The 23,802-nt window shown below is 72.5% G+C and carries 14 protein-coding genes and 2 pseudogenes; 4 read left to right on the forward strand and 12 right to left on the reverse strand.

Going from position 1 to position 23,802, the window contains the following annotated elements:
• The first annotated feature begins 66 nt into the window (after positions 1-66).
• The gene (locus ACFYPJ_RS10240; protein ID WP_389013397.1) at positions 67-3,876 is read left to right on the forward strand and encodes a multifunctional oxoglutarate decarboxylase/oxoglutarate dehydrogenase thiamine pyrophosphate-binding subunit/dihydrolipoyllysine-residue succinyltransferase subunit; all 3,810 of its coding nucleotides are present in this window, start codon (positions 67-69) and stop codon (positions 3,874-3,876) included.
• Between the two features lie 77 nt (positions 3,877-3,953).
• On the opposite strand, the gene fxsT is transcribed toward ACFYPJ_RS10240, so the two are convergent.
• The 10 genes and pseudogenes from fxsT to ACFYPJ_RS10290 all read right to left on the reverse strand — a co-directional run bounded on the left by fxsT (position 3,954) and on the right by ACFYPJ_RS10290 (position 19,404).
• The gene (gene fxsT / locus ACFYPJ_RS10245; RefSeq protein WP_389013400.1) at positions 3,954-6,965 is read right to left on the reverse strand and encodes an FxSxx-COOH system tetratricopeptide repeat protein; all 3,012 of its coding nucleotides are present in this window, start codon (positions 6,963-6,965) and stop codon (positions 3,954-3,956) included.
• A gap of 128 nt (positions 6,966-7,093) precedes the next feature.
• The gene (locus tag ACFYPJ_RS10250) at positions 7,094-8,509 is read right to left on the reverse strand and encodes an aKG-HExxH-type peptide beta-hydroxylase (protein ID WP_389014002.1); all 1,416 of its coding nucleotides are present in this window, start codon (positions 8,507-8,509) and stop codon (positions 7,094-7,096) included.
• The gene (locus ACFYPJ_RS10255; protein ID WP_389013403.1) at positions 8,509-9,699 is read right to left on the reverse strand and encodes an FxsB family cyclophane-forming radical SAM/SPASM peptide maturase; all 1,191 of its coding nucleotides are present in this window, start codon (positions 9,697-9,699) and stop codon (positions 8,509-8,511) included. Before ACFYPJ_RS10255 ends, ACFYPJ_RS10250 begins: the two co-directional genes overlap by 1 nt.
• Before the next feature lie 104 nt (positions 9,700-9,803).
• Positions 9,804-9,983: an FxSxx-COOH cyclophane-containing RiPP peptide gene (gene fxsA, locus ACFYPJ_RS10260; RefSeq protein WP_389013406.1), complete on the reverse strand. Its 180-nt coding sequence runs from the start codon at positions 9,981-9,983 to the stop codon at positions 9,804-9,806.
• 12 nt (positions 9,984-9,995) lie between these two features.
• Entirely contained in the window at positions 9,996-13,352 is a 3,357-nt protein-coding gene (locus tag ACFYPJ_RS10265) for an SAV_2336 N-terminal domain-related protein (RefSeq protein WP_389013408.1), read from the reverse strand.
• Positions 13,353-13,359: 7 nt separating this feature from the next.
• A complete protein-coding gene (locus ACFYPJ_RS10270) occupies positions 13,360-14,385 on the reverse strand; it encodes an AAA family ATPase (protein WP_389013411.1) in 1,026 nt (341 codons plus the stop codon).
• A 145-nt stretch (positions 14,386-14,530) separates the two neighbouring features.
• Entirely contained in the window at positions 14,531-16,696 is a 2,166-nt protein-coding gene (locus ACFYPJ_RS10275; RefSeq protein ID WP_389013413.1) for a trypsin-like peptidase domain-containing protein, read from the reverse strand.
• Positions 16,697-17,037: 341 nt separating this feature from the next.
• Positions 17,038-17,535 (reverse strand): annotated as a pseudogene (locus tag ACFYPJ_RS10280) (CU044_2847 family protein); the annotation flags it as partial.
• A 209-nt stretch (positions 17,536-17,744) separates the two neighbouring features.
• Positions 17,745-18,392 (reverse strand): annotated as a pseudogene (locus tag ACFYPJ_RS10285) (class I SAM-dependent methyltransferase); the annotation flags it as partial.
• A 52-nt stretch (positions 18,393-18,444) separates the two neighbouring features.
• A complete protein-coding gene (locus ACFYPJ_RS10290) occupies positions 18,445-19,404 on the reverse strand; it encodes an IS110 family transposase (protein WP_389014005.1) in 960 nt (319 codons plus the stop codon).
• Positions 19,405-19,779: 375 nt separating this feature from the next.
• Here ACFYPJ_RS10290 and ACFYPJ_RS10295 point away from each other — a divergent pair, with 375 nt between their 5' ends.
• The 3 genes from ACFYPJ_RS10295 (at position 19,780) to ACFYPJ_RS10305 (ending at position 22,678) form a co-directional block, all read left to right on the forward strand.
• On the forward strand, positions 19,780-19,968 hold the full coding sequence (locus ACFYPJ_RS10295; protein WP_389013416.1) for a DUF6104 family protein: 189 nt from the start codon (positions 19,780-19,782) through the stop codon (positions 19,966-19,968).
• A gap of 654 nt (positions 19,969-20,622) precedes the next feature.
• Positions 20,623-21,570 (forward strand): DUF4097 domain-containing protein, encoded by a 948-nt coding sequence (locus ACFYPJ_RS10300; protein ID WP_389014008.1) that lies wholly within the window; start codon positions 20,623-20,625, stop codon positions 21,568-21,570.
• A gap of 1 nt (position 21,571) precedes the next feature.
• The gene (locus ACFYPJ_RS10305) at positions 21,572-22,678 is read left to right on the forward strand and encodes a helix-turn-helix transcriptional regulator (protein ID WP_389013418.1); all 1,107 of its coding nucleotides are present in this window, start codon (positions 21,572-21,574) and stop codon (positions 22,676-22,678) included.
• Positions 22,679-22,925: 247 nt separating this feature from the next.
• Here the strand turns inward: ACFYPJ_RS10305 and ACFYPJ_RS10310 are convergent, their stop codons facing one another.
• Positions 22,926-23,492, reverse strand: a complete 567-nt coding sequence (locus ACFYPJ_RS10310) for a Clp protease N-terminal domain-containing protein (RefSeq protein ID WP_389013420.1) — start codon at positions 23,490-23,492, stop codon at positions 22,926-22,928.
• Positions 23,492-23,701 carry an HTH domain-containing protein gene (locus ACFYPJ_RS10315; protein WP_389013423.1) on the reverse strand — a complete coding sequence of 70 codons (210 nt, stop codon included), beginning with the start codon at positions 23,699-23,701 and terminating at the stop codon, positions 23,492-23,494. Before ACFYPJ_RS10315 ends, ACFYPJ_RS10310 begins: the two co-directional genes overlap by 1 nt.
• Between the last annotated feature and the right edge of the window lie 101 nt (positions 23,702-23,802).

The raw sequence follows: 23,802 nt of genomic DNA on the forward strand, positions 1-23,802 counted from the left end.
CGCGGAGGCGTAGCCTTTATTCCCGCTGTCCATCACCTTGTGAAGCGGAAGAGGGCGGTTGCCGCCGTGTCGCCACAGTCAGCCAGTAATTCGAGCTCTCCCAGCCTCCGGCCGGGCGGTTCCACCACGACCGACGAGCCGGTCGGGAAGAATCCCGCAGCCGCGTTCGGGGCCAATGAGTGGCTAGTCGACGAGATCTATCAGCAGTACCTCCAGGACCCGAATTCGGTAGACCGCGCCTGGTGGGATTTCTTCGCCGACTACAAGCCGGGAGCGGCTGCCACCCCGGCCCAGGCGGGTGCTGCGGCCGCGGGGGCCGCAGAGACCACCTCCCCCACGGCTGCCCCGGCGCAGCCCGCCACGCCGGCCGCGCCCGCGGCCGCGGCGCCTGCTCCGGCCGCCCCCAGGCCCGCCGCCCCGGCTCCGGCCCCGGCCGCCCCGAAGCCCGCCGCCGCGGCCCCGGCCCCGGCCGCCAAGCCCGCGGCCGCGCCGGCCACCGCGGCCGCCGAAGGCCCCGAGTACCAGACGCTGCGCGGCCCGTCCGCGGCCGTCGCCAAGAACATGAACGCCTCGCTGGAGCTGCCGACCGCCACCTCGGTCCGCGCGGTCCCGGTGAAGCTGCTGTTCGACAACCGCATCGTCATCAACAACCACCTGAAGCGGGCCCGCGGCGGGAAGATCTCCTTCACGCATCTCATCGGCTACGCGATGGTCCAGGCCATCAAGGCCATGCCGTCGATGAACTGGTCGTTCGGCGAGAAGGACGGCAAGCCGACCCTCGTCAAGCCGCCGCACGTCAACCTCGGCCTCGCCATCGACCTGGTCAAGCCCAACGGCGACCGCCAGCTGGTCGTCGCGGCGATCAAGAAGGCCGAGACGCTGAACTTCTTCGAGTTCTGGCAGGCCTACGAGGACATCGTCCGCCGCGCCCGCGACAACAAGCTGACGATGGACGACTTCACCGGGGTCACCGTCTCCCTGACCAACCCCGGCGGCCTCGGCACCGTCCACTCGGTCCCGCGTCTGATGCCCGGCCAGTCGGTGATCATGGGCGTCGGCTCGATGGACTACCCGGCGGAGTTCCAGGGCACCTCCCAGGACACCCTGAACAAGCTCGGCATCTCGAAGGTCATGACGCTCACGTCGACCTACGACCACCGGGTGATCCAGGGCGCCGCCTCCGGCGAGTTCCTGCGCCAGGTGGCCAACCTGCTGCTGGGCGAGGAGCGCTTCTACGACGAGATCTTCGAGGCGCTGCGCATCCCCTACGAGCCGGTCCGCTGGCTCAAGGACATCGACGCCTCGCACGACGACGACGTCACCAAGGCCGCCCGCGTCTTCGAGCTGATCCACTCCTACCGGGTCCGCGGCCACGTCATGGCCGACACCGACCCGCTGGAGTACCGCCAGCGCAAGCACCCCGACCTGGACATCGTCGAGCACGGCCTCACCCTGTGGGACCTGGAGCGCGAGTTCGCCGTCGGCGGCTTCGCCGGCAAGTCGATGATGAAGCTGCGCGACATCCTCGGCGTGCTGCGCGACTCGTACTGCCGCACCACCGGCATCGAGTTCATGCACATCCAGGACCCGAAGCAGCGCAAGTGGATCCAGGACCGGGTGGAGCGCCCGCACTCCAAGCCGGAGCGCGAGGAGCAGCTGCGCATCCTGCGCCGGCTGAACGCGGCCGAAGCCTTCGAAACCTTCCTGCAGACGAAGTACGTCGGCCAGAAGCGCTTCTCCCTGGAGGGCGGCGAGTCCGTCATCCCGCTGCTCGACGCGGTGCTGGACTCGGCCGCCGAGTCGCGTCTCGACGAGGTCGTCATCGGCATGGCCCACCGCGGCCGGCTCAACGTGCTGGCGAACATCGTCGGCAAGTCGTACGCGCAGATCTTCCGCGAGTTCGAGGGCAACCTCGACCCGAAGTCGATGCACGGCTCCGGCGACGTGAAGTACCACTTGGGCGCCGAGGGCACCTTCACCGGCCTGGACGGCGAGCAGATCAAGGTCTCGCTGGCCGCCAACCCGTCCCACCTGGAGACGGTCGACCCGGTCATCGAGGGCATCGCCCGCGCCAAGCAGGACATCATCAACAAGGGCGGTACGGACTTCACCGTCCTGCCGGTGGCGATCCACGGCGACGCGGCCTTCGCCGGCCAGGGCGTGGTGGCCGAGACCCTGAACATGTCGCAGCTGCGCGGCTACCGCACCGGCGGCACGGTCCACATCGTCATCAACAACCAGGTCGGCTTCACCGCGGCCCCCGAGTCCTCGCGCTCGTCGATGTACGCCACCGACGTGGCCCGCATGATCGAGGCCCCGATCTTCCACGTGAACGGCGACGACCCGGAGGCGGTCGTGCGCGTCGCGCGGCTGGCCTTCGAGTTCCGCCAGGCGTTCAACAAGGACGTGGTGATCGACCTCATCTGCTACCGCCGCCGCGGTCACAACGAGTCGGACAACCCGGCCTTCACCCAGCCGCTGATGTACGACCTGATCGACAAGAAGCGCTCGGTGCGCAAGCTCTACACCGAGTCCCTGATCGGTCGCGGCGACATCACCCTGGAAGAGGCCGAGCAGGCCCTGCAGGACTACCAGGGCCAGCTGGAGAAGGTCTTCACCGAGGTCCGCGAGGCCACCTCGCAGCCGTCGGCGCCCGAGTCCGCGGGCTCGCAGGCGGCCTTCCCGGTCCCGGTCGGCACCGCGATCTCCGCCGAGGTCGTCAAGCGCATCGCCGAGTCCCAGGTCAACATCCCCGAGCACTTCACCGTCCACCCGCGGCTGCTGCCGCAACTGCAGCGCCGGGCGGCGATGGTCGAGGACGGCACGATCGACTGGGGCATGGGCGAGACCCTCGCGATCGGCTCGCTGCTGCTGGAGGGCGTCCCGGTCCGGCTGTCCGGTCAGGACTCCCGCCGCGGCACCTTCGGCCAGCGCCACGCGGTGCTGATCGACCGCGAGACGGGCGAGGACTACACGCCGCTGCTGTACCTGTCCGCGGACCAGGCCCGCTACAACGTCTACGACTCGCTGCTGTCCGAGTACGCGGTGATGGGATTCGAGTACGGCTACTCGCTGACCCGTCCGAACGCACTGGTGCTGTGGGAGGCGCAGTTCGGCGACTTCGCCAACGGCGCCCAGTCGGTCATCGACGAGTACATCTCGGCCGCCGAGCAGAAGTGGGGCCAGACGAGTGGCGTAGTGCTGCTCCTCCCGCACGGCTACGAGGGCCAGGGCCCGGACCACTCCTCGGCCCGCCCGGAGCGCTTCCTGCAGCTGTGCGCCCAGAACAACATGACGGTCGCGATGCCGACGCTCCCGTCGAACTACTTCCACCTGCTGCGCTGGCAGGTGCACAACCCGGACCACAAGCCGCTGGTCGTGTTCACCCCGAAGTCGATGCTGCGGCTCAAGGCGGCGGCGTCGACGGCGGAGGAGTTCACGAGCGGCGAGTTCCGGCCGGTCATCGGCGACGACTCGGTCGACCCGGCCGCCGTGAAGAAGGTCGTCTTCTGCGCGGGCAAGGTCTTCTACGACCTGGACGCCGAGCGCCGCAAGCGCGGGGTGACCGACACGGCGATCATCCGCATCGAGCGCCTGTACCCGCTGCCGGGTGCCGAGCTCCAGGCGGAGGTCAACAAGTACCCGAACGCCGAGAAGTACCTGTGGACCCAGGAGGAGCCGGCGAACCAGGGTGCCTGGCCGTTCATCGCCCTCAACCTGATCGACCACCTGGACCTGGCGGTCGGCGCCGACGTCCCGCACGGTGAGCGACTGCGCCGGATCTCCCGCCCGCACAGCTCGTCCCCGGCGGTCGGCTCGGCCAAGCGCCACCAGGCCGAGCAGGAGCAGCTGGTGCGTGAGGTGTTCGAGGCGTAGGTCTCGCGGCCCGTACGCGGAGGGGCCCGGTACCGGATCGATCCGGTACCGGGCCCCTCGGCATGCGCGCCCGATGCTCAGTTCTGCGGTTCGAAGTCCCAGTACGGCCTGTTGCGGGAGCGGGCCGAGATGGTGTGGATGTGCTGGGCGCCGAGGGTGGCGGCCAGGTCGGAGAGGGCTTCCTGCTCGGTCTTCTCGGCCTGCTGGCGGTCCCTGAGGGCCCGCAGGTCGGCCGCGTGGGCGACCCGCGCGGACAGGGTCAGGGGGTGGGTGCGGCCCAGCGTCTCGGTGGCGCGGGTGATCGTTTCCCTGCTCAGCTGCGTCGCGGACTCCGTCTCACCGACCAGGTTGCGCAGCGCGGAGGCGTTGATGGCGCAGCCCAGGGTGTAAGGGTGGTCGGCACCCACGGCCGCGGTCATGTCGGCGAGGGACTGCTCGATGAGCACGTGCGCGTGCTCGCGCTCACCGACGCTGCGCAGGACCAGGGCGTGGTTGGTGCGGGCTCCGGCGATGAACGGGTGCCCTTCGGGCAGGAGCATCTCGTAGCGGGCGATGATGGACTCGCCGGTCTCCCGGGCCTGGTCGATGTCACCGTGCTCGCGGGCGAAGCAGTTCTGGCTGACGGCGGCGGCCAGCGTGTCCAGGGCCGTGTCGCCGAGCTTGCGCTCGTAGCCCTCCAGGACGCTCGTCAGGAGTTCGCCCGCGTCGGCTCGCTTGCCGCCGCGCAGCCAGCACAGCGCCAGGTTGAGTTCGCCCCGCAGGGTCCCGGGGTTGTCCTTGCCCATGACGATCCGGGACTCGCGCACGTTCTTCGCCTGGACGGACTCGGCTTCGCCGTAGCGGCCGAGGAGTCTCAGGTTGACGGAGTAGGAGACCTCGGAGGACAGGGTCCAGGGGTGCCGGGCCTTCAGCACCAGACGGCGTGCCTCCAGGGTTCTGCGGTCCAGTTCCACGGCCTCCCCGTACTTGCCGAGGAGACGGAGGGTGAAGCCCATGTTGTTCAGGGCGTTGAGGGTCCGGGAGTCCTGGTCGCCCAGCAGTTCCTTGTAGGTGGGGTACAGCCACTGGTCGAGTTCGAGCGTCTCGTCGTAGCGGCCGAGGATGCGCAGGTCCGCGGCGAGTCCGGCGACCGTCCGCAGGTACTCCAGGTCGCGCTCGCCCCGTTCTTCGAGCAGCTGTTCCGCCGCGGCCCGCTCCAGGGCCTCCGTTTCGAGGACCCGGCCCGAGGAGCGCAGCAGGTTGGCGTAGTGGAAGGTGGCCTCCCAGACCCGCGGATGGGACTCGCCGAGCAGCTGCCGCCAGGCGTCCAGGGTCCGCTTGCCCAGCTTGGCCCCGGTGGTGTACTCGCCCGCGAACGACATGTAGCGCAGACAGTTGAGGACCATGCCCTGGACCCGCCGGTCCTTGCTCTTGAGGACGTCGGCGTACTTCAGGTGCGGGAGGATCTCGGCGTAGGTGTCCCAGTTGCGGGTGTCGGTGGGGCGGCCGGGGTCCGCCGCGGCGAGGGCCAGGCGGACCACGTCGATGTACTGCTGGCGGTTCTCGTCCGGCATGTCCTTGTGGACGATCTGGTGGACCATGCGGTGGAGGTAGACGGATTCGCCGGAGGAGGAGCCGCCGTTGGTCTCGTCGGCGGGGAACTCGTGGGACTCCAGGCGCACCACGGAGTACTGGCGCAGCTGGTTGACGGCCTTGTTCCACAGGAGCGGGTCGTCCAGGAGTCCGGAAAGCTCCTCGGGCAGTTCGTCGTGCGGCATCTCCTTCAGGAGGCGTACGGGGATGAAGCCGGGCGCGAAGAAGGTGCACAGCCTCAGCAGGGCGACCGACTCGGGGACGGTCTCGCGGAGTTTGTTCAGCAGTATCGACCACGCGGTCTGGAAGGCGACGGGGAAGTCCGCGGAGATCTTGACCACGTCCTGGTCGATGCCTCCCTCCAGCAGGGCGATGTAGCCGTCGACGGAGAGGGCGGAGTCGTTGAGCCAGCCGGCCGTCTGGTCGAGCAGCAGCGGCAGGTCCTCCAGCGCCTCCGCGAGCTGGTCGGCCTCGGGTTCGGTCAGCCGGGGGGCCCGGCGCCGGATGAAGGCCACGGACTCGTCGCGCGCGTAGACCGGTACTTCGAGGAGTTGGCTGTTGTGCTCGCCCCACTCCGGGTTGCGGGAGGTGATGAGCACGTGGCCCGGGCCGGTCGGGACGAGGTCCCAGATCTGGTCGGGTTCGTCGGCGCCGTCCAGGATCAGCAGCCAGCGGGAGTACGGTTCGCCCCGGCGCAGGGAGTCGCGCACGGCGCGCAGCCGCTCGCCGTACTCGGCGCCGGTCGACAGGCCCAGTTTGGGGGCGAGTTCGGCGAGCAGGCGGCGGTAGGTCACCCGGCGCTCGGCGTTGACCCACCACACGACGTCGTACTCGGAGCCGAACCGGTACACGTACTCGGCGGCGAACTGGGTCTTGCCGACGCCGGACATGCCGTGCAGCGTGAGGACGCCGGCGCCGGGCTCGCTGCCCTGGAGCAGGTGGTAGGCGTCGGTCAGCAGGCCGTCGCGGCCGGTGAAACGCGTGTTGCGGCGGGGCACGCCGCCCCACACCTCGGGCGTGGCCGCGGGGAAGCGCGGGCCGCGGTACGAGGCGTCCGTGACGGGTGCGTCGTCCGGCAGGTCGAGCCGGTCGAACAGGCGCCGTTCGGCCTCGTCCGCGCCCATGTTGGTCAGGTTGGCCGGTGCCAGGACGGCGCTGGCCATGGGCAGCGAGGCGTTGGTGATCGACACGGCGGCGAACCGGGACGCGTTCGGCACGACGACCTCGCGCAGCGCGGCGTTCCACTCCTCGTGGGAGCGCGGGCCCAGTTGGAAGTACCACTCGCTGACCAGGATGAGGATGCGGCCCTCGGCGAGTGCCAGGTCGCGGAGCAGGTTGACCAGCGGTTCCTCCGCCGGTGCGTCCCAGCGCAGGTACACGACGCGCAGGCCCTGCCGCTCCAGTCTGTCCCCGATCCACGCCGCCCAGGCCCGGTTGAACCCCGCGAAGCTGATCGTGACGGTCTGCCTCGCGTTCCCCCGCCCGGTCTGCCTGACCGGGTTACGAGCTTCAGACATGCAGCGGCCTCCAGCGCATAGTCATAGAATCCTAGAACCTCGGCGCGGCTCTGGGGAGTCCGACGACCTCATGAACGAACACCTCGGCTCGTCGATCTTTGCGCAGTACGCGGGGCGAGGACGGCGATTCAGCGATTCGTGGGCGGCGCCAGCGGGTGGCGTTGGGTCCACAGGGCGCGCGCCGCCTTCACATAGGCCTGGGCGCGCGCCGTGTGTCCCCTGGGCGCGGGATGGTCGGCCATGCGCTCGTACGCGACGACCATCTCGTCGACGAACGCCCGGCCCCGCACCGTGAGATGGGGCGAGCCGACGAGGGCCGGCAGCGCCGCCCCGACCTGGGCCCGGTAGCGGGCGTGCTGGATCCACGCGGAGGTGCTGCGCGGCCCGTCCCCCTCCTGCGTCAGCGCACGGCGCTGGAAGAAGTCGGCGAGCCCCAGATGCGCGTACGCGCCCTGGAGCAGTCCGTCGTACGGTCGCGGATCCGGCCGCCACGGCGCGAAGTAGCGTGCGGTGGAGTCGGCTCGGTGCAGGGTCACCATCTCCGCCAGGGCCGCGAGTTTGCAGTGCTGCAACTCGTGCACGAGGGTCGCGGCGAAGGCCACCGGCGTGGCCGGCACGCTGCTCAGCAGCGCGCCGAACGCCTCGTGCCGGGTCGCACTGCAGCTGCCGCGTCCGTCCGGGTCCGGCGGTGACTGGAGCGGGACGAGGCAGCGCAGCAGCGCGAGCGTCTCCGTGAGCCGGTGTTCGCCGCCCGTGCGCAGGACGGAGGCCACCGCGGACCACGCCTGCAGCCAGCGCTTGCGCTCGGTGTCGTCGGGTGCCGCACCCAGCGCGTGGCGACCGGGCCCGGGCGACGGCACGCGGTAGGGGTCGAGGTCCTCCAGGGGCATGGGCCGGGCACCGGGGAGCAGGCCGGGCAGCGCGTACGCCGACGTCCAGGCGGATGCGGCGGACCAGGCTCCGGTGTCGCGCTCCAGATGCACGACCACGTCCCGGGCACCGGGCCGGCGTAGGGTCAGGACACCGTTGTCGTGGACGGCTTCGACCGCCGTCTCGTCGGCGTCCGTGCGCAGGGCGCCCAGGGACGGCAGGGCGAGCAGGCCGTCACGGGGGGTCAGCCGGGTGCTGAAGGCGATCCCGGCGCGCGCGGCGGCCACCGCGGCCAGGGTGCTGAAGTAGGCCAGATCGCGGGCGAGTTCGCGCCGCTCCGCCTCCGTCGTGCCGGCCTTCCCCAGCCCGCGCCGGCAGCGCCCGGCCCACGGTCCCGTCAGCGGCTGGACGAGCCGCGCCCGTGCCGACGAGGGCCGGCCGCGCGCCCGGTCCGCCCGGTCCGCCTCGGCGAGCAGCGCCCAGTCCTGCCGCAGCCGGGTCCGCCCGGCGTCGGAGCACACCTGAGGTCCGGCCGTCTCTGCCGCGTCCAGCACTGCGCGCAGCAGGATCATGCGCCGGGTGTCCTGGTCGCGGACGAGGAGCGCGAGGGTGTCGGCGCCGCCCTCGGTACGGCCGAGTTCGGCGAGGGCCCGGTCGGGGACCTCCGGAAGCATCACGGGGTGCCCCCCTCGGAAGGGACCAGGACCGGACGGGCGGACCCGGCGTCCCGCGCCAGCCGTCCGGCCACGTGTCGGATGAAGATCTGCAGGTCCGCGCAGTACACGGAGGGGTTCCGGAAGCCGTGTCCGGCCCGGTACCGGTGGGCGTAGTGGCCGCCGCCGCACACGTCCAGCAGCGGGCAGGCCCGGCACTGCTGCGCCAGGGACGCCGCGCCCGCCTGCCGGGCGGCCACCCCGGGGTGGCCGAGGGCCTCGTCGAAGGCGTGCCGGAAGACGTCCAGGCCGGTGCGGGAGGCGCCCTCGTAGGCCGATTTGAGGGAGTCGACCTGTTCGATCGTTCCGTCGGTCTCCACCACGAGCGCGTCGAACGGGGCGAGGCCCAGGGACTCGGTGGCCGCGGGCAGGCCCAGCAGCAGCGCGAGGCACTCCTCGAAGAGTCGCACCCGGGTCTCCCGGCGCCCGGCCGTCCACCAGCGGTCGAACACCACGCACAGCCAGCTGCCGTGGCGGGCGCCCGCCCACTGCGGCGGGGGCGCGGACCAGTTGCCGTCGGGCAGCAGCAGGTCCAGTGCGGGCGGACGGAGTTCGAGCAGGGATTCGTACGTCTGAACCGGGTCGAGGGTGGCGTCGACGACGGTGAGGATGCCGGCGTACGACCGCGGGAAGCGCTCGGCCACCAGCCGGGCCCCGCGGACGGCGGCGGGCCAGGACGGGCGTCCGGCGTGGTCGAGTCGACGCGCGTTGTGCGCGGGCAGGCCGCCGTCGAGGCTGATGCCGATCCGGATGCCGTGCCGGTCGAGCACCGCGACGCGTCGCTCCGTCAGCAGCGTGCCGTTGGTCTGGACACTCGCCTGGACCGTGCAGCCGGCGGGGACGCGGGCGCGTACGTCGTCGGTGAAGCGGGCGAGGGTGTCCGCGCCCGCGAGCAGGGGTTCGCCGCCGTGCAGGACGAGGGAGACGGTCGTCAGGCCGTGGGTGCGGGCGTGCTCGGCGATGCGCTGGGCGGTGCGGGCGAGGACCTCGGGCGAGGCGGCGGCCGGGCGGGTGCGCCAGGTGTGGTCGGGGCCCTCGTAGAGGTAGCAGTAGCGGCAGGCGAGGTTGCAGCGCCCGTGCACCTTGACGATGAACTGCCGGAAGTGCGGAGGGGACGCGGACGCCGGAACGGGAGCCGTCTGTCCAGACACCCCGCACCCCCATGCCGTCCACTGGTTGTGGCCCGCATTCCCGGTCCGGGTACCGAGAGAAACCCGGCACGTCCGAAGTTGTCTCTTTCCGCTCGTTCTTCAGCTCACAAGGACCGGTTGAAGCCCCACAACATTTCGTTCGGCCGCTCGGCCCGTTCCCGCAGCTCGTCCAGCACCTCGCGCAGCACCGGGTGCTCGATCGTCCGCAGCTTCTCCAGATCCAGGTCCAGCAGATCCGGCAACGCCTCGTCGACCCCGGCCGGGGCCCCGTTCCGTTCCGTCATCCCTCGGTCCCCTCACTCCAGTTCCGCCAGCCGCTCCGCCGTGTCCCGCGCCGTCGGTCCGCCAACGCTCAGACTGCCGTCGGGAAGCCTGGACCACTCGCCGCGTGCCGCGCGATACGCCTCGCGGGCCGCCCGTGGCCGGGCCGCCGCTTCATAGGACATACCCCGCCAGTGGTGTGCCTGCGCACTCAGTTCCACCGCGTCCTGGCGGCCGCGGTCCGTCCGGGCCGTCTCCTCGGCCTCGTGGGCGGACTCCGCGGCCAGCCGGAAGGCGTCCACGGCGCCGTCCAGCCTGGTGGGGCGGTCCAGGCCGCGATAGGCCTCGTACTGGGCCTGCCCCAGCTCCAGGCGGCAGCGCGCGGCGAGCAGCGGCTCGTCCGCGTCGGCCGCCGCGAGCCCGAAGAGATACTCCGCCTCCCGCAGGTCGACCCGGTCGCCGCGCAGCCGGTACCTGAGGATCAGTGCCCGGCCCAGCAGCAGCAGCCGGAACGCCATGTGCTCGCTGCCCGCCGGCGTCTCGGACCGGCAGTCCCGCAGCACCCGCACCGCCTGGGACAGCGGGTCCCACGAGCGGACGCCGCTCTCCGACCCGGCCCGGCGCAGCAGCGTCTCGCCCCACTCGGCGAGGAGGTCGGAGTGGCCGGCCGCGTCCCTCGGCATGTCCGCGGCGGCGGTCGCGAAGGCGGCGGCGGCGTCCTGGAGCTGGCGCGGGTCGCCCGACTCGGCGTAGCGGGCGGCCCCGATCCGTCCGACGCGGATGTGCAGGGCCGCCCGCTGGGTGCGCCTGTGCGCCAGTGCCAACGCCTCCTCGACGCGGTCCTGGGCCTCGTCCAGGTCGCCGTCCGAGCGCAGCAGGGCGTCGACGAGGTCGAGGACGACCCGTACCCGGTCCCGGACCGGCGGCCCGGCCGTCCCCGCCGCCAGCGCGTCCCGCAGCGAGCGGGCCGCCTGCTCGGCGTAGCCGCGGGCCTGTTCCGGATCGCTCGTGGTGCCGGACAGGCGCAGCAGGATCCGGCCGTGCGCGAGCGGCAGCGCCGCCGGGCGGTCGCGGCGGTCCGGCCAGGCGTCGGCGAACGCCTCCAGCATGCCGACGGCGCCGTGCAGCAGCGCGCTGTCCCCGCCCAGGCGCCACTGCGCGTCCAGGGCGGCGACCCGCTCCAGGGTGAGCCGCAGCGCCTCCTGCGGGTCCAGGCCGGGTGCCGCGCAGGCGACCGCGTACTCCCGGTCCGCGCGGCGCAGCAGGTCGAGGGCGCCGGGCCGGTCGCCGCGGCGCCTGCGGTCGGTGGCCGCGGCGTGCAGCACCCGGGCCAGCGCGGCGCGTTCGTGCAGGGCGTGCGGGTGGGCGACGGCCCGCTCCGCGGCGGCCTCGGCCTCGCGCAGCAGTTCCGCGCCGCCCTGCACCTCCCACAGCCGCAGGGCGCAGCGCGCGTACTCCGCCCACAGCTCGGCGTCGGCCCCGTGCGGCTGCTCGTGCTCGGCGGCGCCGCGCAGCAGTTGTACGGCGTCGATCAGGTCCTGCACCATGCCCTCGTCGTCGAACCGGGCGAGCAGCGAGCGGGCGCGGGAGACCGCCGGGTGGGTGGGCCGCTCCCCGGTGGCGGAGCCGCCGTCCGTGCCGCCGTACATGCGGAACTGGTCGGGCAGCGGCATGAAGCGTTCCAGGACCCGGGCCGCGACCTCGGCGAAGGGCTGCGGGACCAGCGTGGCGTCGCCGTTGTCGCCGTTGTCGCCGTTGTCGCGGTTGAATCCGGCACCGGGTGAGTAGGCCCGTCCGGGGCCCGGCCCGGGCTCGCCGCCGAGCTGGGCGAGGGCCAGGGCGGGGAAGTTCGGTCCGCCCTTGCCGAAGCGCTGCTCGATGTAGGCGGAGCAGTGCTTGAGGACCAGGACGGCCTCGTCCCGGCCGAGCGTGGACAGCAGTGCCTCCAGGACGTCGGGCGGCATCTCGTACCACTGGACGCCGTCCGCACCGTGGTCCTCCCCGGCCCGGGTGACCAGGCCGGAGAGCAGGACCTCGGCGAGTTCGGAGGGCCCGGAGTCGGGCAGCATGGTCCGCTGCACGAGCTGCATCACCGGCAGGCACAGCGGGGCGGCGGCGAGGTAGACGGCGAGGCGGCCGGCGGCCGGGGAGGCGGCGGAGCGGAACCTGCTGACCCGCTCGACCGACGTCGGACGGCGGCCGGGCCTGGCCTGCGGCACGGGCGGCTGGTCCGCGCGCACCCAGCCCACGGCGCCCGCCACCGGACCGGCGCCCGCCCCGGACAGCAGCCGCGCCCACGCGCCGAGCGCCACCGGTTCCGGCGGCAGCACCGGCACCGGGAGGGCGCCGCGCGGGCCACTGAGCGGCGCACCGGACGGGGTGCGCACCCGCAGCGCCCCGGCACCGACCAGGGTCTCGCCACGGATCAGCTCGCCGTAGCTGACGGGAAGCCGGGTGCGGTTCCACAGGCGCTGCGGCAGCGGCTGCAGCACCGCGGCCGGGCCCTGCCGGGCCAGGTGGTGCAGGAGCCGGTGCGCGTGGCCGCTGTGCCACAGCGGTCCCGCGCAGTCGCTGACCAGCAGGGTGATACGGCGCCCCGTGGGGTCGCTCAGCCGGTCGGCGGTGTGCAGCGGGGCCGCGTGCACGTCGGGACTGCGGCTGACGGCGGGTTCGCCCTCCGGGTCCGCGTGCAGATGGCTGATCTGGATGTCCCCGAACGCGCCCAGCTGTCCGAAGACCTGCTGGAGTTCGGCGAACATCCGGTCCCAGACCCGCATCGAGGGCGAGGCGTCGAGGACCAGCTGCAGCCGGGCGTCGCCGCGGGTCACGGCGCGGTGGACGGGCAGGACGAGTCCGCCGGCCCGGGCGCTCAGTTCGGCGGTCGCCGTCTCGTCCAGCTGGGTGCGCAGCGGTGGAGCCGCGCTGCGGTAGCCCTGCAACGGCCGCAGGGCGCGCTGGAGTTCGAGGGGGGCGGGCAGCACGTGGGCGGCGGGCACGCCGACCGGCAGCGCCGTCACGCGGGCGGATCCGCGGGTGCGGTGGACGCCGTCCTGCGGCAACGGGTACAGGGAGACGTGCCGGCCGGGTCCGGCGGTGGCCGGCTGCGGTTCCGGCCGCCGCGGACGATGGTCCGCGTCCGGTGCGGGGACGGGCCGGCCCGACGGGAGGCCGCCGACCGTGCCCGGGGGCCGGGGGCCGGAACCGGCGGCCGGGTCCGCGGCGTCCTCTTCGTCAGCGGAACGTGACCAGCGGGCCAGCCAGAGGGCGTCGCTCAGGCTCTCGGCGTCCGGGTCGAGGCCGATCTCCCGCAACCGGCGGACCAGTTCGGCGACGGGGTCGCCGTCCTGGCCGCTCACCGGCCCCGGACCGGGTCGCGCCGCAGCGTCGGACATCGCCGCCTCACCTCGGACGGTCGAGTCGCTGGATGAGCTGGTCGGCGAGGCGGTCGCGGCTGGGCGGTGCGGCCGCGTCGGTGAGGTAGATGGCGTTCAGCAGTTGGTCGGCGGCGAGGAGTTCACTGCGCGAGCGCTCCAGGAAGTGGCCGATCAGGTCGTCTCCGGCGCGGGCCGCCTCGTCGCCGAGATGCGCCCGGACGAAGGTGGCGAGCCGGTTGTGGTCGGGCCGGTCCAGCTCCAGGTGGATGCAGCGGCGCATCAGCGGGGCCGGGAAGTCCCGTTCCCCGTTGCTGGTGAGCACGACGAACGGGAAGGCGCGGCAGCGCACCCGCCCGTCCCGGACCCGGACCTTCGTGCCGTCCGCGGTGAGCACCTCCGCCTCGCCGTCCGGCAGCCGGTCGGCGATGCGCTGCAGCTCCGGTATCTCGAACTCGCCCTCCTCCAGCACGTTCAGCAGGTCGTTGGGCAGGTCGATGTCGCTCTTGTCGAGTTCGTCGATGAGCAGCACGCGCGGGGTGTCCGAGGGGAGCAGGGCGGTGCCGAGCGGCCCGAGGCGGATGTAGCTGCCGATGGCCTCGACGGCCCCCGGGCTGCCGGCCGCGGCACCGTACCCGCCCTGCGCGGCGATCTGGACGTCCTGGAGCCGGGCGATGGCGTCGTAGTGGTACAGCCCGTCCTGGAGCGCGGAGCGGCTGACGATGGACCAGCGCAGGACGTGGCCGAGCCCCAGCTCGTACGCCACGGAGTGCGCGAGGGTGCTCTTGCCCGCGCCGGGGCTGCCGGTGACGAGCAGGGGGCGGCGCAGATAGAGCGCCGCGTTGATCATCTCCAGCTCCTCGGCGCCCGGCCGGTGGAGTTCGGCCAGGTGGCGGTGGGTGCCCAGCCTGCGGTCCCGGGAGCCGTCGCCGCCGTCCGCCGCCGCGTCCCGGCCGGAGAAGTCCCGCCAGGGCGGCGGCGGTGGCAGCCTGCTCATTCCGTCGTGGGGTTCCCCGGCGCCTCGGTAGATGAGCCACTCACTGGATTCGGTCATGATCCGGTCCTCGCCGTCACTCGGCCCACCCGGGCAGCCCCTTGCGTGTGCGTCACGGTCCGTCGAACGAGCATCACCGTATCGATCCACCGCCAGCCTGGTAAGGGGCCGGGCGGGGCGGGGAGGCCGACGCGCGGGCATCGCATCAGGGCGCCTCCAGCAGATCGCCGGTTCCGGGCAGCGGCTGACGCGGATCGTCGTACAGCAGCGCGATCCCGTCCGCCCAGAAAGCTTCCGTGAGCCCCTCGCGCACCTTCATGCGCAGGCCGTGCACCAGGTCGGGCAGCCGGGCCGCACCGTCCCCGTCGTCGACCGCCTTCTTGGCGCCCCGGTGGAACTCCCCGCACACGGCGTCGGGTTGGCTGCGCCAGCGGCGCCACAGGACCACCCCGAACCCGGCGCCCACGATCCGGCCGAGCGCGGCCGAGTCGTCGTCGTAGCGCCGGTCGCCGAACCGGCACAGCACCGGGACGGTGCGGGGCGCCAGGCCGCGCAGCTCCACCACGGGCGGCACCGGTTCGCGTACGCCGTCGTCGCAGTCGAGCACCTCGGCCTGCGCGTCGCGCGCGTGCAGCCGGTTCCAGCGGTCGAGGCGCTCCTCGTCGCCGTCCACGGCCGGCTCCCCGGACGGACCCGGCGGGTCCGCGCCCCGGTACGGACCCGGCGGCCACGACGACTCGTCGCCGGGCAACTGCTCGCGGTCCGAGCAGCGCAGGACGACCGGGCGCTGCGCGCCCAGCGGAGGGCCGCCCGGCCTCGGCTCCCATTCGTCCACGGCCAGTCCGAGCAGCCGGTGCGGCAGGGCCGCGTGCAGCGCCACGGGACGTCCGGGCTCGTCGCAGCGCCGGAATGCCTCGGCGAGGGGGGCGAGGACGTGCGTCGGCAGGTCGTCCAGGGGCGTCCGCTCGGCCTCGTAAAGCCGCGTGACCTCGCCGTCGGCGCGGGCCACGGAGATCGACCAGTCACAGCGATCGGGCTCCCAGCCCCGCGGCAGCACCTCCAGCAGCACGGTCGGCCCGGCCTCGGCGGCAGGCGCCGGTCCCCCGCCCGGCCAGTCGTGTTCCCCGCCCTCGGACGTCCCGCAGGAGTCGTCGGGCCCACGGAGCCGGCGCTGCCCGAGGTGCTGGGCGCGCTGGCGGGCGAGGCGGCTGCGATAGCCGGGGTCGAGCCCCGTCGAGGAATGCTTCACCCAGTCCCACAGGGACTGTTCGGCCTTCAGGTTGCTGGGCGTGGCGGAGCGCTCGGCGGCCATGACGAGCATCGCGTAGTCGAGGACCAGCTTCAGCGCACCGTCGCCGTCGGCGCTCTCGTAGAGCAGGCCCAGGCCGTCGCGCCAGCCGCGCGGCGCGGGGCTCAGCGACGGGGCCTGGAAGTTCGGCAGGGAGTCGAGGAGGTCCAGCAGCGCCCGGGTGGTGTCGGGCGGCGGCAGTTCGGCGAGCCGCCCGAGCAGTTCCCCGCGCCGGTCCGGGTCGAGCGCGCGGCCGGGCCGGGCGCCGAGTTCGCCCTGGAGGTCGGCCCAGGTGGGACGGCGGGATTCGCTGGGCTGCTGGCGGTCGCGGTGGTAGCGGTCGTGGGCGTGGAAGACGGCGTGGTAGACGTCGTCGTGCTCGGTGCGCACGGCGCCGGGCGGGACCTGGAGCGTCCGCAGGCGTTCGATGCCGGTGGAGGTACCGCCCGACCCGTTGTCGGCACGGGACTTGAGGACACCGATGACTTCGCCGCGCACCGGGTCGATCACGGGGCCGCCGGAGACACCGTTCGGCAGGTCGTTCTGCCCCAGTCTCATCTGCACCCCCGACGACCAGCCCCCGATGGTGCCCTGCACGGAGAGGAACCCGTCCAGGATCTGGAGCCGGCCTCCGGTCACGGTCCAGCCCGCGTAGAACACCCGGCCCTCGCCGTACTGGGCGATGGGCCGCTCGGAGCCGTACACGCAGTCGTGGCCGACGGGTTCACGCAGCCGGACCAGCGCGAGATCCGGGGCGGGCCAGCCGCCGTGGCCGCGCTGCTCGACGTGCTCGGGCAGGGTGGCCGCCACCCGCCCGGGAACGGCGGACGGCCCCTCCCCGGGCCCGCTCTCGTACACCACCGCCACTTCGCCTCCCTCCTCGCCGTGTACCACGTGCGCGCAGGTGAGAACCCAGTTCGGGGCGATGAAGAAACCGCTGCCGAGGAAGGTGTCGGGTTCGTCGAGGTCATACCCGACAGGCGTGCGATGAATGCGCACGGTGGCCGCGATGACGAGTTCACGCAGCGCATGGTGGGCGGCACGGGACCCGCCCGATGCGCCCCAGTCGTGCCGCTCGCTCATGCCCCGCCCCCACCGACCGACCCGTGAGCGCCCTCGTGCAACGGACCGCCGGTGAACGCACCCGGGTCCGGGTGATTGGCGGGGGCGAGTACGGGAAGGGCGGGGAGCGGCGGATTGTGCGGGGGATCCTGCGGGGACCGTCCGTCGGACACGGAGGTGTACGGGACCGGGGCGCCCTGCGGGGGCCGTCCGCCGGGTCCGGACGTGTACGGGACCGGGGCGCCCTGCGGGTCCTGGGCGCCGGCTGCCGGGTCACCCGATCGCCAGGAGCCCCGCGGGGCCGGGCCGCCCCCGGTGGAGGCCCGCGGCTCCGAGGCACCACGCGCGGGAGCCCGCCGGGCGGAGCCTCCGCTTCCGGGATCGCCCGGGAACGGGCCGTCGGCCGTCGGGCCCTGAGGGGCGCCGCTCGGCGAGGCCGGGGTACCGCTCGGCGGGGCCGGAGTGCCACTCGGCGGGGCCGGGTCAGGGTTGTGCGCCGTCGTGGGGTCCGGCGGGCCGTCGCCGGTCCACGTGAGGGTCACCGTGACGGCGGCCTTCGCCTCGCCGTCCGCCAGCAGCCCCACGACCTTGCCCGCCTTCGCGGTCAGCTCGATGCCGAACTGCACGCTCACCTCGTCCGGCCGCACCGCGCGCAGCGGACCGGCCAGCGACCGCGCGACACCGGTCACCAGCGAGTGCAGGCTCTCCACACCCGCCTCCACCCGTTCCGCGAAACCGGTGTCCGTGTACGACAACTCGCCTGTCGGCACGGACAGTTCCTCGGCCCCCGATATCCGGGCCCAGACCGGTGTACCGTCCGGCAGTTCGATCCGCGCTACCCGCGTCACTTCCCGAGCCATGCTGTTTCCCCCGTTCCCCCGAGTCCACACGTTCACACGGGGAAAGACTCCTTCCCCTCACCGGACACCTGAACCCCTCGGGCGGGACGTACCCCCCACCGTGGGGGCTTTCCGGCCTCGTCCGGCGTCCCTGACGTGCGCATCCCGCCCATTCCCCGGCAGCCTAGACGTCTCAGGGGGCTAGGAAGTCGAGCTGGCTCCTCGGTAGTCGGCTTGTAGGCCAGGAAACTGGCGAACTTCCAGTTCAGTTCCTCGTCGGGCTCCTGCACCAGCTGAGCGGTGATGGTGAATTCGGCCTGGTTCAGCAGTTCGGCGAGCTGGTCTGTGGGCAGCCGGTACGACGCGTACGACACGGGGTGGCCGCCATAGGCGTGTGTCGGCCGGCGGTGCCCACCGGTGCCTACGTGGCCAGCGAGGAGGAGATGTCCGCCGGGCGCCAGGGTGCGGTGGAACTCGGCGAACACGACCGGCAGCAGCTCCGGAGGTGTGTGGTGGGTGGAGTAGTACGCCAGGATGCCGCCGAGCGTGTCGTCCTCGATCTCCAGCGCGGTCATGGAGCCCACGGAGAAGCGCAGGTCCGGATAGGCACTTCGGGCCAGTTCGATCATCTTCGGGGACACATCGATGCCGAATGCAGAAACCCCGAGTCCGGCCATGTGCGCCGTCACTCTTCCGGGTCCGCAGCCCAAGTCCGCGACCGGTCCTCGGTCAGATGCCTGCACCAACTCGGCGAAGGCGCTCAGCATCGAGCGTGACAGGGCGTCCAGCTCAGACGGGGTCTTGACGAGGGCGACGTAGTCGTCGGCCACGACGTCGTACGACTCCCGGACCGCGGCAAGGTAGGAAGGCTCAGTCACGCGGTGAATCTAGACGGCCGCACTGACATGACCAGTTGCCCGGGCTTCCGGGTCACGCAGGAGCTGGGAGGAGCGGCGCGAAGGCACGTTGTTCGTCGAACGGCTGCCGGGTCTGCAGGCAGCGGTGGAGCTGTCCGAGGAAGCGGTTGAGCAGGTGGCGTTGGGCAGCGTTGTGCCATTCTCCGTGTTCGCGTCGGCGCCGGTAGTGGGCGTTGGCTCCGGGTGAGGCGGTGAGGGCTGAGAAGGCCCAGAGGAAACCGGCGTGCATGAGCCGGCCGAATGCGTCCTCGACGGCCGGGCGATGCCGGGCGTGCTCGGAGCGGAAGATGTCCCGCAGGCGCGCGGTCTCGGTGTCGAAGCTGCGGGTGCGGCCGCTGCGCTTGAGGGCGGCGCGCAGCTGGGCGAGGGTGAGTTTCGCCGCCTTCGCCGGGGTCGGGGCAAGGGTGCGGACCGTCCGGGCGTCTGCTCTGGTCAGGCCGCCTTCCTTGCCCTGGAAGGCGTGCAGGGTGGCGGGGTAGTACTCGCGCAACAGGGAGCGGACCTGGTTGGCGACCTGCTGGCGGCTCCAGACGGCGTCCTGCCGGGCTCGGGCCAGCACGGTGATGGCCTGGGCGAGTTCGCTGTCGGCGGGCAGTTGCCGGTGGGCGTGCATGTCGGTGCGCAGGATGTTCGTCAGGACCAGGGCGTCGCCCGGGTCGGACTTCTTGCGGCTGACACCGTGTCGGTCGCGGTAGCGGGAGGCGGCCAGCGGATTGATCGCGAAGACCTTGCGGTTGCTGCTGCGCAGGACGGCCACGAGCAGGCCACGACTGGTTTCGATGGCCACGGGTATGGGAGTCTCCGGGCTGTCGCCGTGTTCGGCCAACAGGTCCAGGAGCTTGCTGTAACCGGCCGCGTCATCGCTGATGCGAGCCTTGGCGAGCAGGGTGCCGGTGTCATCGACGACGGTGACGTCGTGGTGGCGCTCCGCCCAGTCGATGCCGCAGAAAACAGTCGAGCCATCCTCCCAGATCCGTTCATTTACGCAGGTCACGAGCACATGCGGGTCGCACAGCGTCCTAATCCCAGGACTCACAGGTCAGCCATCTCAGTAGCCGTTCGCGACACCAGCGCACCCCAGGGGCTCGGGCTGTCTGCAGAGCTCGCGGGCTCGCGGATGAAACAGGAGGTCGGCCCTGGGACGGGCTCGTGCCGTGCCGATCAACGTCCGGCCGACCGCCGGTAATTTCGCGAGCGGGTCTCCAGGACCATGAGGGCCGAAGGCGTTCCGCTGCCCGTTGTCGACCGCTCACCCAGCCCCTTGCGAAGACCGGACCAAGCCGCCTACACCCCGGATTAGGCTGGTACGCAGTCAGTACGCACACGTGACCATGCAGGAGAGCCCACCATGTACTTCACCGACCGCGGCATCGAGGAACTGGAGAAGCGGCGCGGCGAGGAGCAGATCACCTTCGAGTGGCTCGCCGAGCAGTTGCGGACCTTCGTCGACCTGAACCCCGACTTCGAGGTGCCCGTGGAACGCCTGGCCACCTGGCTGGCGCGACTGGACGACGAAGACGACGAGGACGACGAGTAGGCCGAGCAAGCAGGTCAGGCCGGTCAGACCGAGCAGGCCGAGCAAGCAGGTCAGAACCGTCGGAACGGCCGGCCGGTCAGAACGGATCGGCAGTCTCCGGCGCTCCCTCCCGCGGTTTCATCGGTGTCGCGCGCGACACCGATGGCCGCCGTCAGGGGCCGCCGCGCGGCACGGCCGCCCAGCTCACCCGCCCGACCCCGCCCACCAGCACCTCCCCGCACTCCGCAGCTCCCCGCACCCTCGATGCACCCCCACGTCCCCCCGCCCCCGTGCGCCCGCCGGTACCGCGCCCCCTTGTTGCCCCACGCGAGGACCGACCCCGCCCACCGTGGCTCCTCCCCTTCACCGCGGTCGCGCGTCCCACCCCTCATGCCGTCATGGCCGTACCGACGCGTGGGCTCGGACCCGAGGCGGTCGCTCCCCATCGCGTCGACCCCACGGCCGGGACGGCCTCGCACCACCCCGCCCCCTGGGCACGGCACGCATCGTTCCGCTCTCACCGGGCCGGCGGCTCGGACGGAATGCGAGGGTGCCGTCGAGGACCCGCGTGGCGGCTCGGTGAACGAGTGTCTTGACTTTGCGCGACCACGATATATCGTGTTTGAGGGAAGACGCGATATGGCGCGTCGCGTCGCCGTCGAGGAGGTCAGCACCATGTCCGAGTGGTCCGTCGCAGAGCCCACGAAGCTCGTCTTCGACGACCCCGTGCGCGAACTGCACGTACGCATCGTCAACGGAACAGTCAACGTCGTGGGCACGGACGAGGGTTCCGCCCGGCTGGAGGTCTCGCAGATCGAGGGCCCGCCCCTGGTGGTCACCCAGCAGGACGGCAACCTCACGGTGGCGTACGAGGACCTGCCCTGGAAGGGCTTCCTCAAGTGGCTGGACCGCAAGGGCTGGCGGCGCAGCGCGGTCGTCTCCCTCGCCGTCCCCGCGCAGTCCGGCGTGGAGGTGGGCGTGGTCGGCGCCGGCGCCGTGATCTCGGGCATCAGCGGCACATCGGTGGTCAAGGGCGTCACCGGTGACACGACACTCGTCGCCCTCTCCGGCCCGGTCCGGGCCGAGACGGTGTCCGGCAGCCTTGAGGCCCAGGCCGTCACGGGCGACCTGCGCTACCACTCCGTCTCGGGCGACCTGACCGTCGTCGAGGGTGCGGGCTCCTCCGTGCACGCCGAGTCGGTCAGCGGATCGATGATCGTCGACCTCGATCCGGACGGCCCCACCGATGTCCGGCTGATCAGCGTCTCCGGCGAGATCGCCATCCGGCTGCCGCACCCGGCGGACGCGGAGGTGGAGGCGAACACGGCCAGCGGCTCGGTCTCCAACGCCTTCGACGACCTGCGGGTGCACGGCCAGTGGGGCGCCCACAAGATCACCGGCCGCCTCGGCGCGGGCACCGGCAAGCTCCGGGCCACCACGGTCTCCGGCTCGATCGCTCTGCTGCGCCGCCCGCCGAAGGAAGACGAGGACATCGCCAGGGACGACGGCGAAGCGGATCCGGCCGCGTCCCAGCACACGTCGGGGGACAATTCCGCTTCCGGCCCGGCAGCCGACGCGACGAGCGCCCCGGCCGACGGCACGACCGACCAGAAGGTGCTCTGACATGCCTCCCGTCTTCGCCCACGGCCGTCTCCGCCTCTACCTCCTCAAGCTGCTCGACGAGGCGCCGCGCCATGGCTACGAGGTGATCCGTCTCCTTGAGGAGCGCTTCCAGGGGCTGTACGCACCGTCGGCGGGCACCGTCTACCCCCGGCTGGCCAAGCTGGAGGCCGAGGGCCTGGTCACGCACACCACCGAGGGCGGCCGAAAGGTGTACGCCATCACGGACGCGGGCCGCGCCGAACTGGCCGACCGCAGCGGGGAACTGGCCGATCTGGAACTGGAGATCCGCGAGTCGGTCGCGGAACTCGCCGCCGAGATCCGGGCGGACGTGCGCGGCGCGGCGGGCGACCTGCGCCGCGAGATGCGGGCCGCTGCCTCCGAGGCCCGGCGCGGCACCGGAACCCGATCCGCGGACCAGCCCCCCTTCGGGGAGTACGGCGACCTGGGCGACAAGGAGTCCTGGCGGGCGGCCAAGGAGGAGATGCGCCGCGCCAAGCAGGAGTGGAAGGAGCAGGCCAGGCGGGCGAAGGACGAGAGCCGCCGGGCCCGCGAGGAGGCCCAGCGGGCCCGGCACCAGGCCCAGGAGGCCCAGGCCCGGGCGCGCGTGCAGGCCCAGGAGGAGATGCAGCGGATCGCCCGGCGGGTCCAGGAGCGGGTACAGGACCACTTCGGGCGGGGCGACTGGCCCTCCGGGATGCGCGAGGGGCTGAGCGAACTCGCCAAGGAGTTCGGCGAGTTCGGAAAGGACTTCGGGAAGGAGTTCGGCAAGGACTTCGGTTTCGGCCGGTCCGGCCCGGACACGCGCGCGGGCACCGGATCGCGCACGGACGCAGGACCCAAGACCGGGACCCGCGATCCCGCACCCACCCCGGAGTACGAGCAGACTCCGGAGGATTTCCCGGCCGACTACATTCCGGCGTGGGCCCAGGAGGACCCCAGCGGCGACCCGGCCCGTGATCTGGACCGCCTCCTCGACCGCTTCCGCGACGACATCCGGGACGCGGCCCGCGACCACGGCGTCACCGCCGACCAACTGCGGGACACCCGCCGCCATCTGTCGGCGGCGGCGGCTCACATCGGGGTGATCCTTCGCCGCCCCCGCCCCTGACCACACCACCCGCACCCGGCCGCACTACACGCCCCCGTCCCCGCCCGGCTGCCCGCGCCCGTCACTGGCAGGCGGCGCGGGGCCGGAGCCGCACGGACACCCGCACCCGCACCCGGAGGCAACGGAGACTCGAAACCGGATTCCGAAAACGGACGCCCGAAAACGGAAACAGCCGGCCCACTCAGCACCGGAGTTCCCGGGCCGACGCCGAGCCGGAGGACCAACTCCCGGGGAGCGATGGGGTCCGTCAGCCCGCCTTGGCCTCCCCGTCGCCGTACAACACGCGTGTCAGGGACTCGTACGTCACTCCGTGGTCGGCGAGGATCTCGGCGGGCGCTCCGGGGCAGACCGTCAGCGCGATGAGGATGTGCTCGTCGCCGATATGGAGGTCCCGGCGGCCCACGGCGGTGCGCAGGGCCCGTTCCAGGACGTCCTTGGCGCCCCGGCTGAACGGGCGATGGCCCGACGACCACCACCCCCGGTCCCTGCGGTTGCCGGACATCGCTCCGACGCCGTGTGCCTCTTCGACCCGGTGGACGATCTCGGAGACGTCGATTCCGAGCCCGGCCAGCGCGTCGGCGTCCGCACGGGTGAGCCCGCCCCGGCGGCGGGCCTCGTCCAGCCCGCTCCGTACGGCTTCCTTGCGGTCGGCGAGCCCCAGCGCGGCCAGGGCGAAGGAGCCGCGGCTCCCCTCCCGGTCGAGCAGGGCGAGCAACAGGTGGTCGGCCTCGACGGTCCGTGCCCCCTCTCGCTGCCCGTGCTCCACGGCGCCCTGGACGACTTCGCGGGCGTGCCTGGTGAATCGTTCGAACATCACTGCCTCCCGTACTTCTTGTGCACGGCCTGTCTGCTGACCCCGAGTTCGGTGGCGATCTCCTGCCACGACCAGCCCTGATTGCGCGCGTTGCGCACCTGCACGGACTCCAGCTGCTCCAGCAGCCTGCGCAGGGCGACGACGGCCCGCAGCCCGACCCGCGGGTCGCGGTCGCCCGCGCGCTCGGCGAGATTGGTTGCTTCGGTCATGATGTCAACCTACGTTGACATGCCAGCAGCGTCAACCACGATTGACAAACGCCGACGGCCGACCCGGGAGCCGGGTCGGCCGTCGGCAGGGAGGTGAGGCC

Source organism: Streptomyces sp. NPDC006012, from assembly GCF_042871185.1.
In the GTDB taxonomy this organism is placed as follows: domain Bacteria; phylum Actinomycetota; class Actinomycetes; order Streptomycetales; family Streptomycetaceae; genus Streptomyces.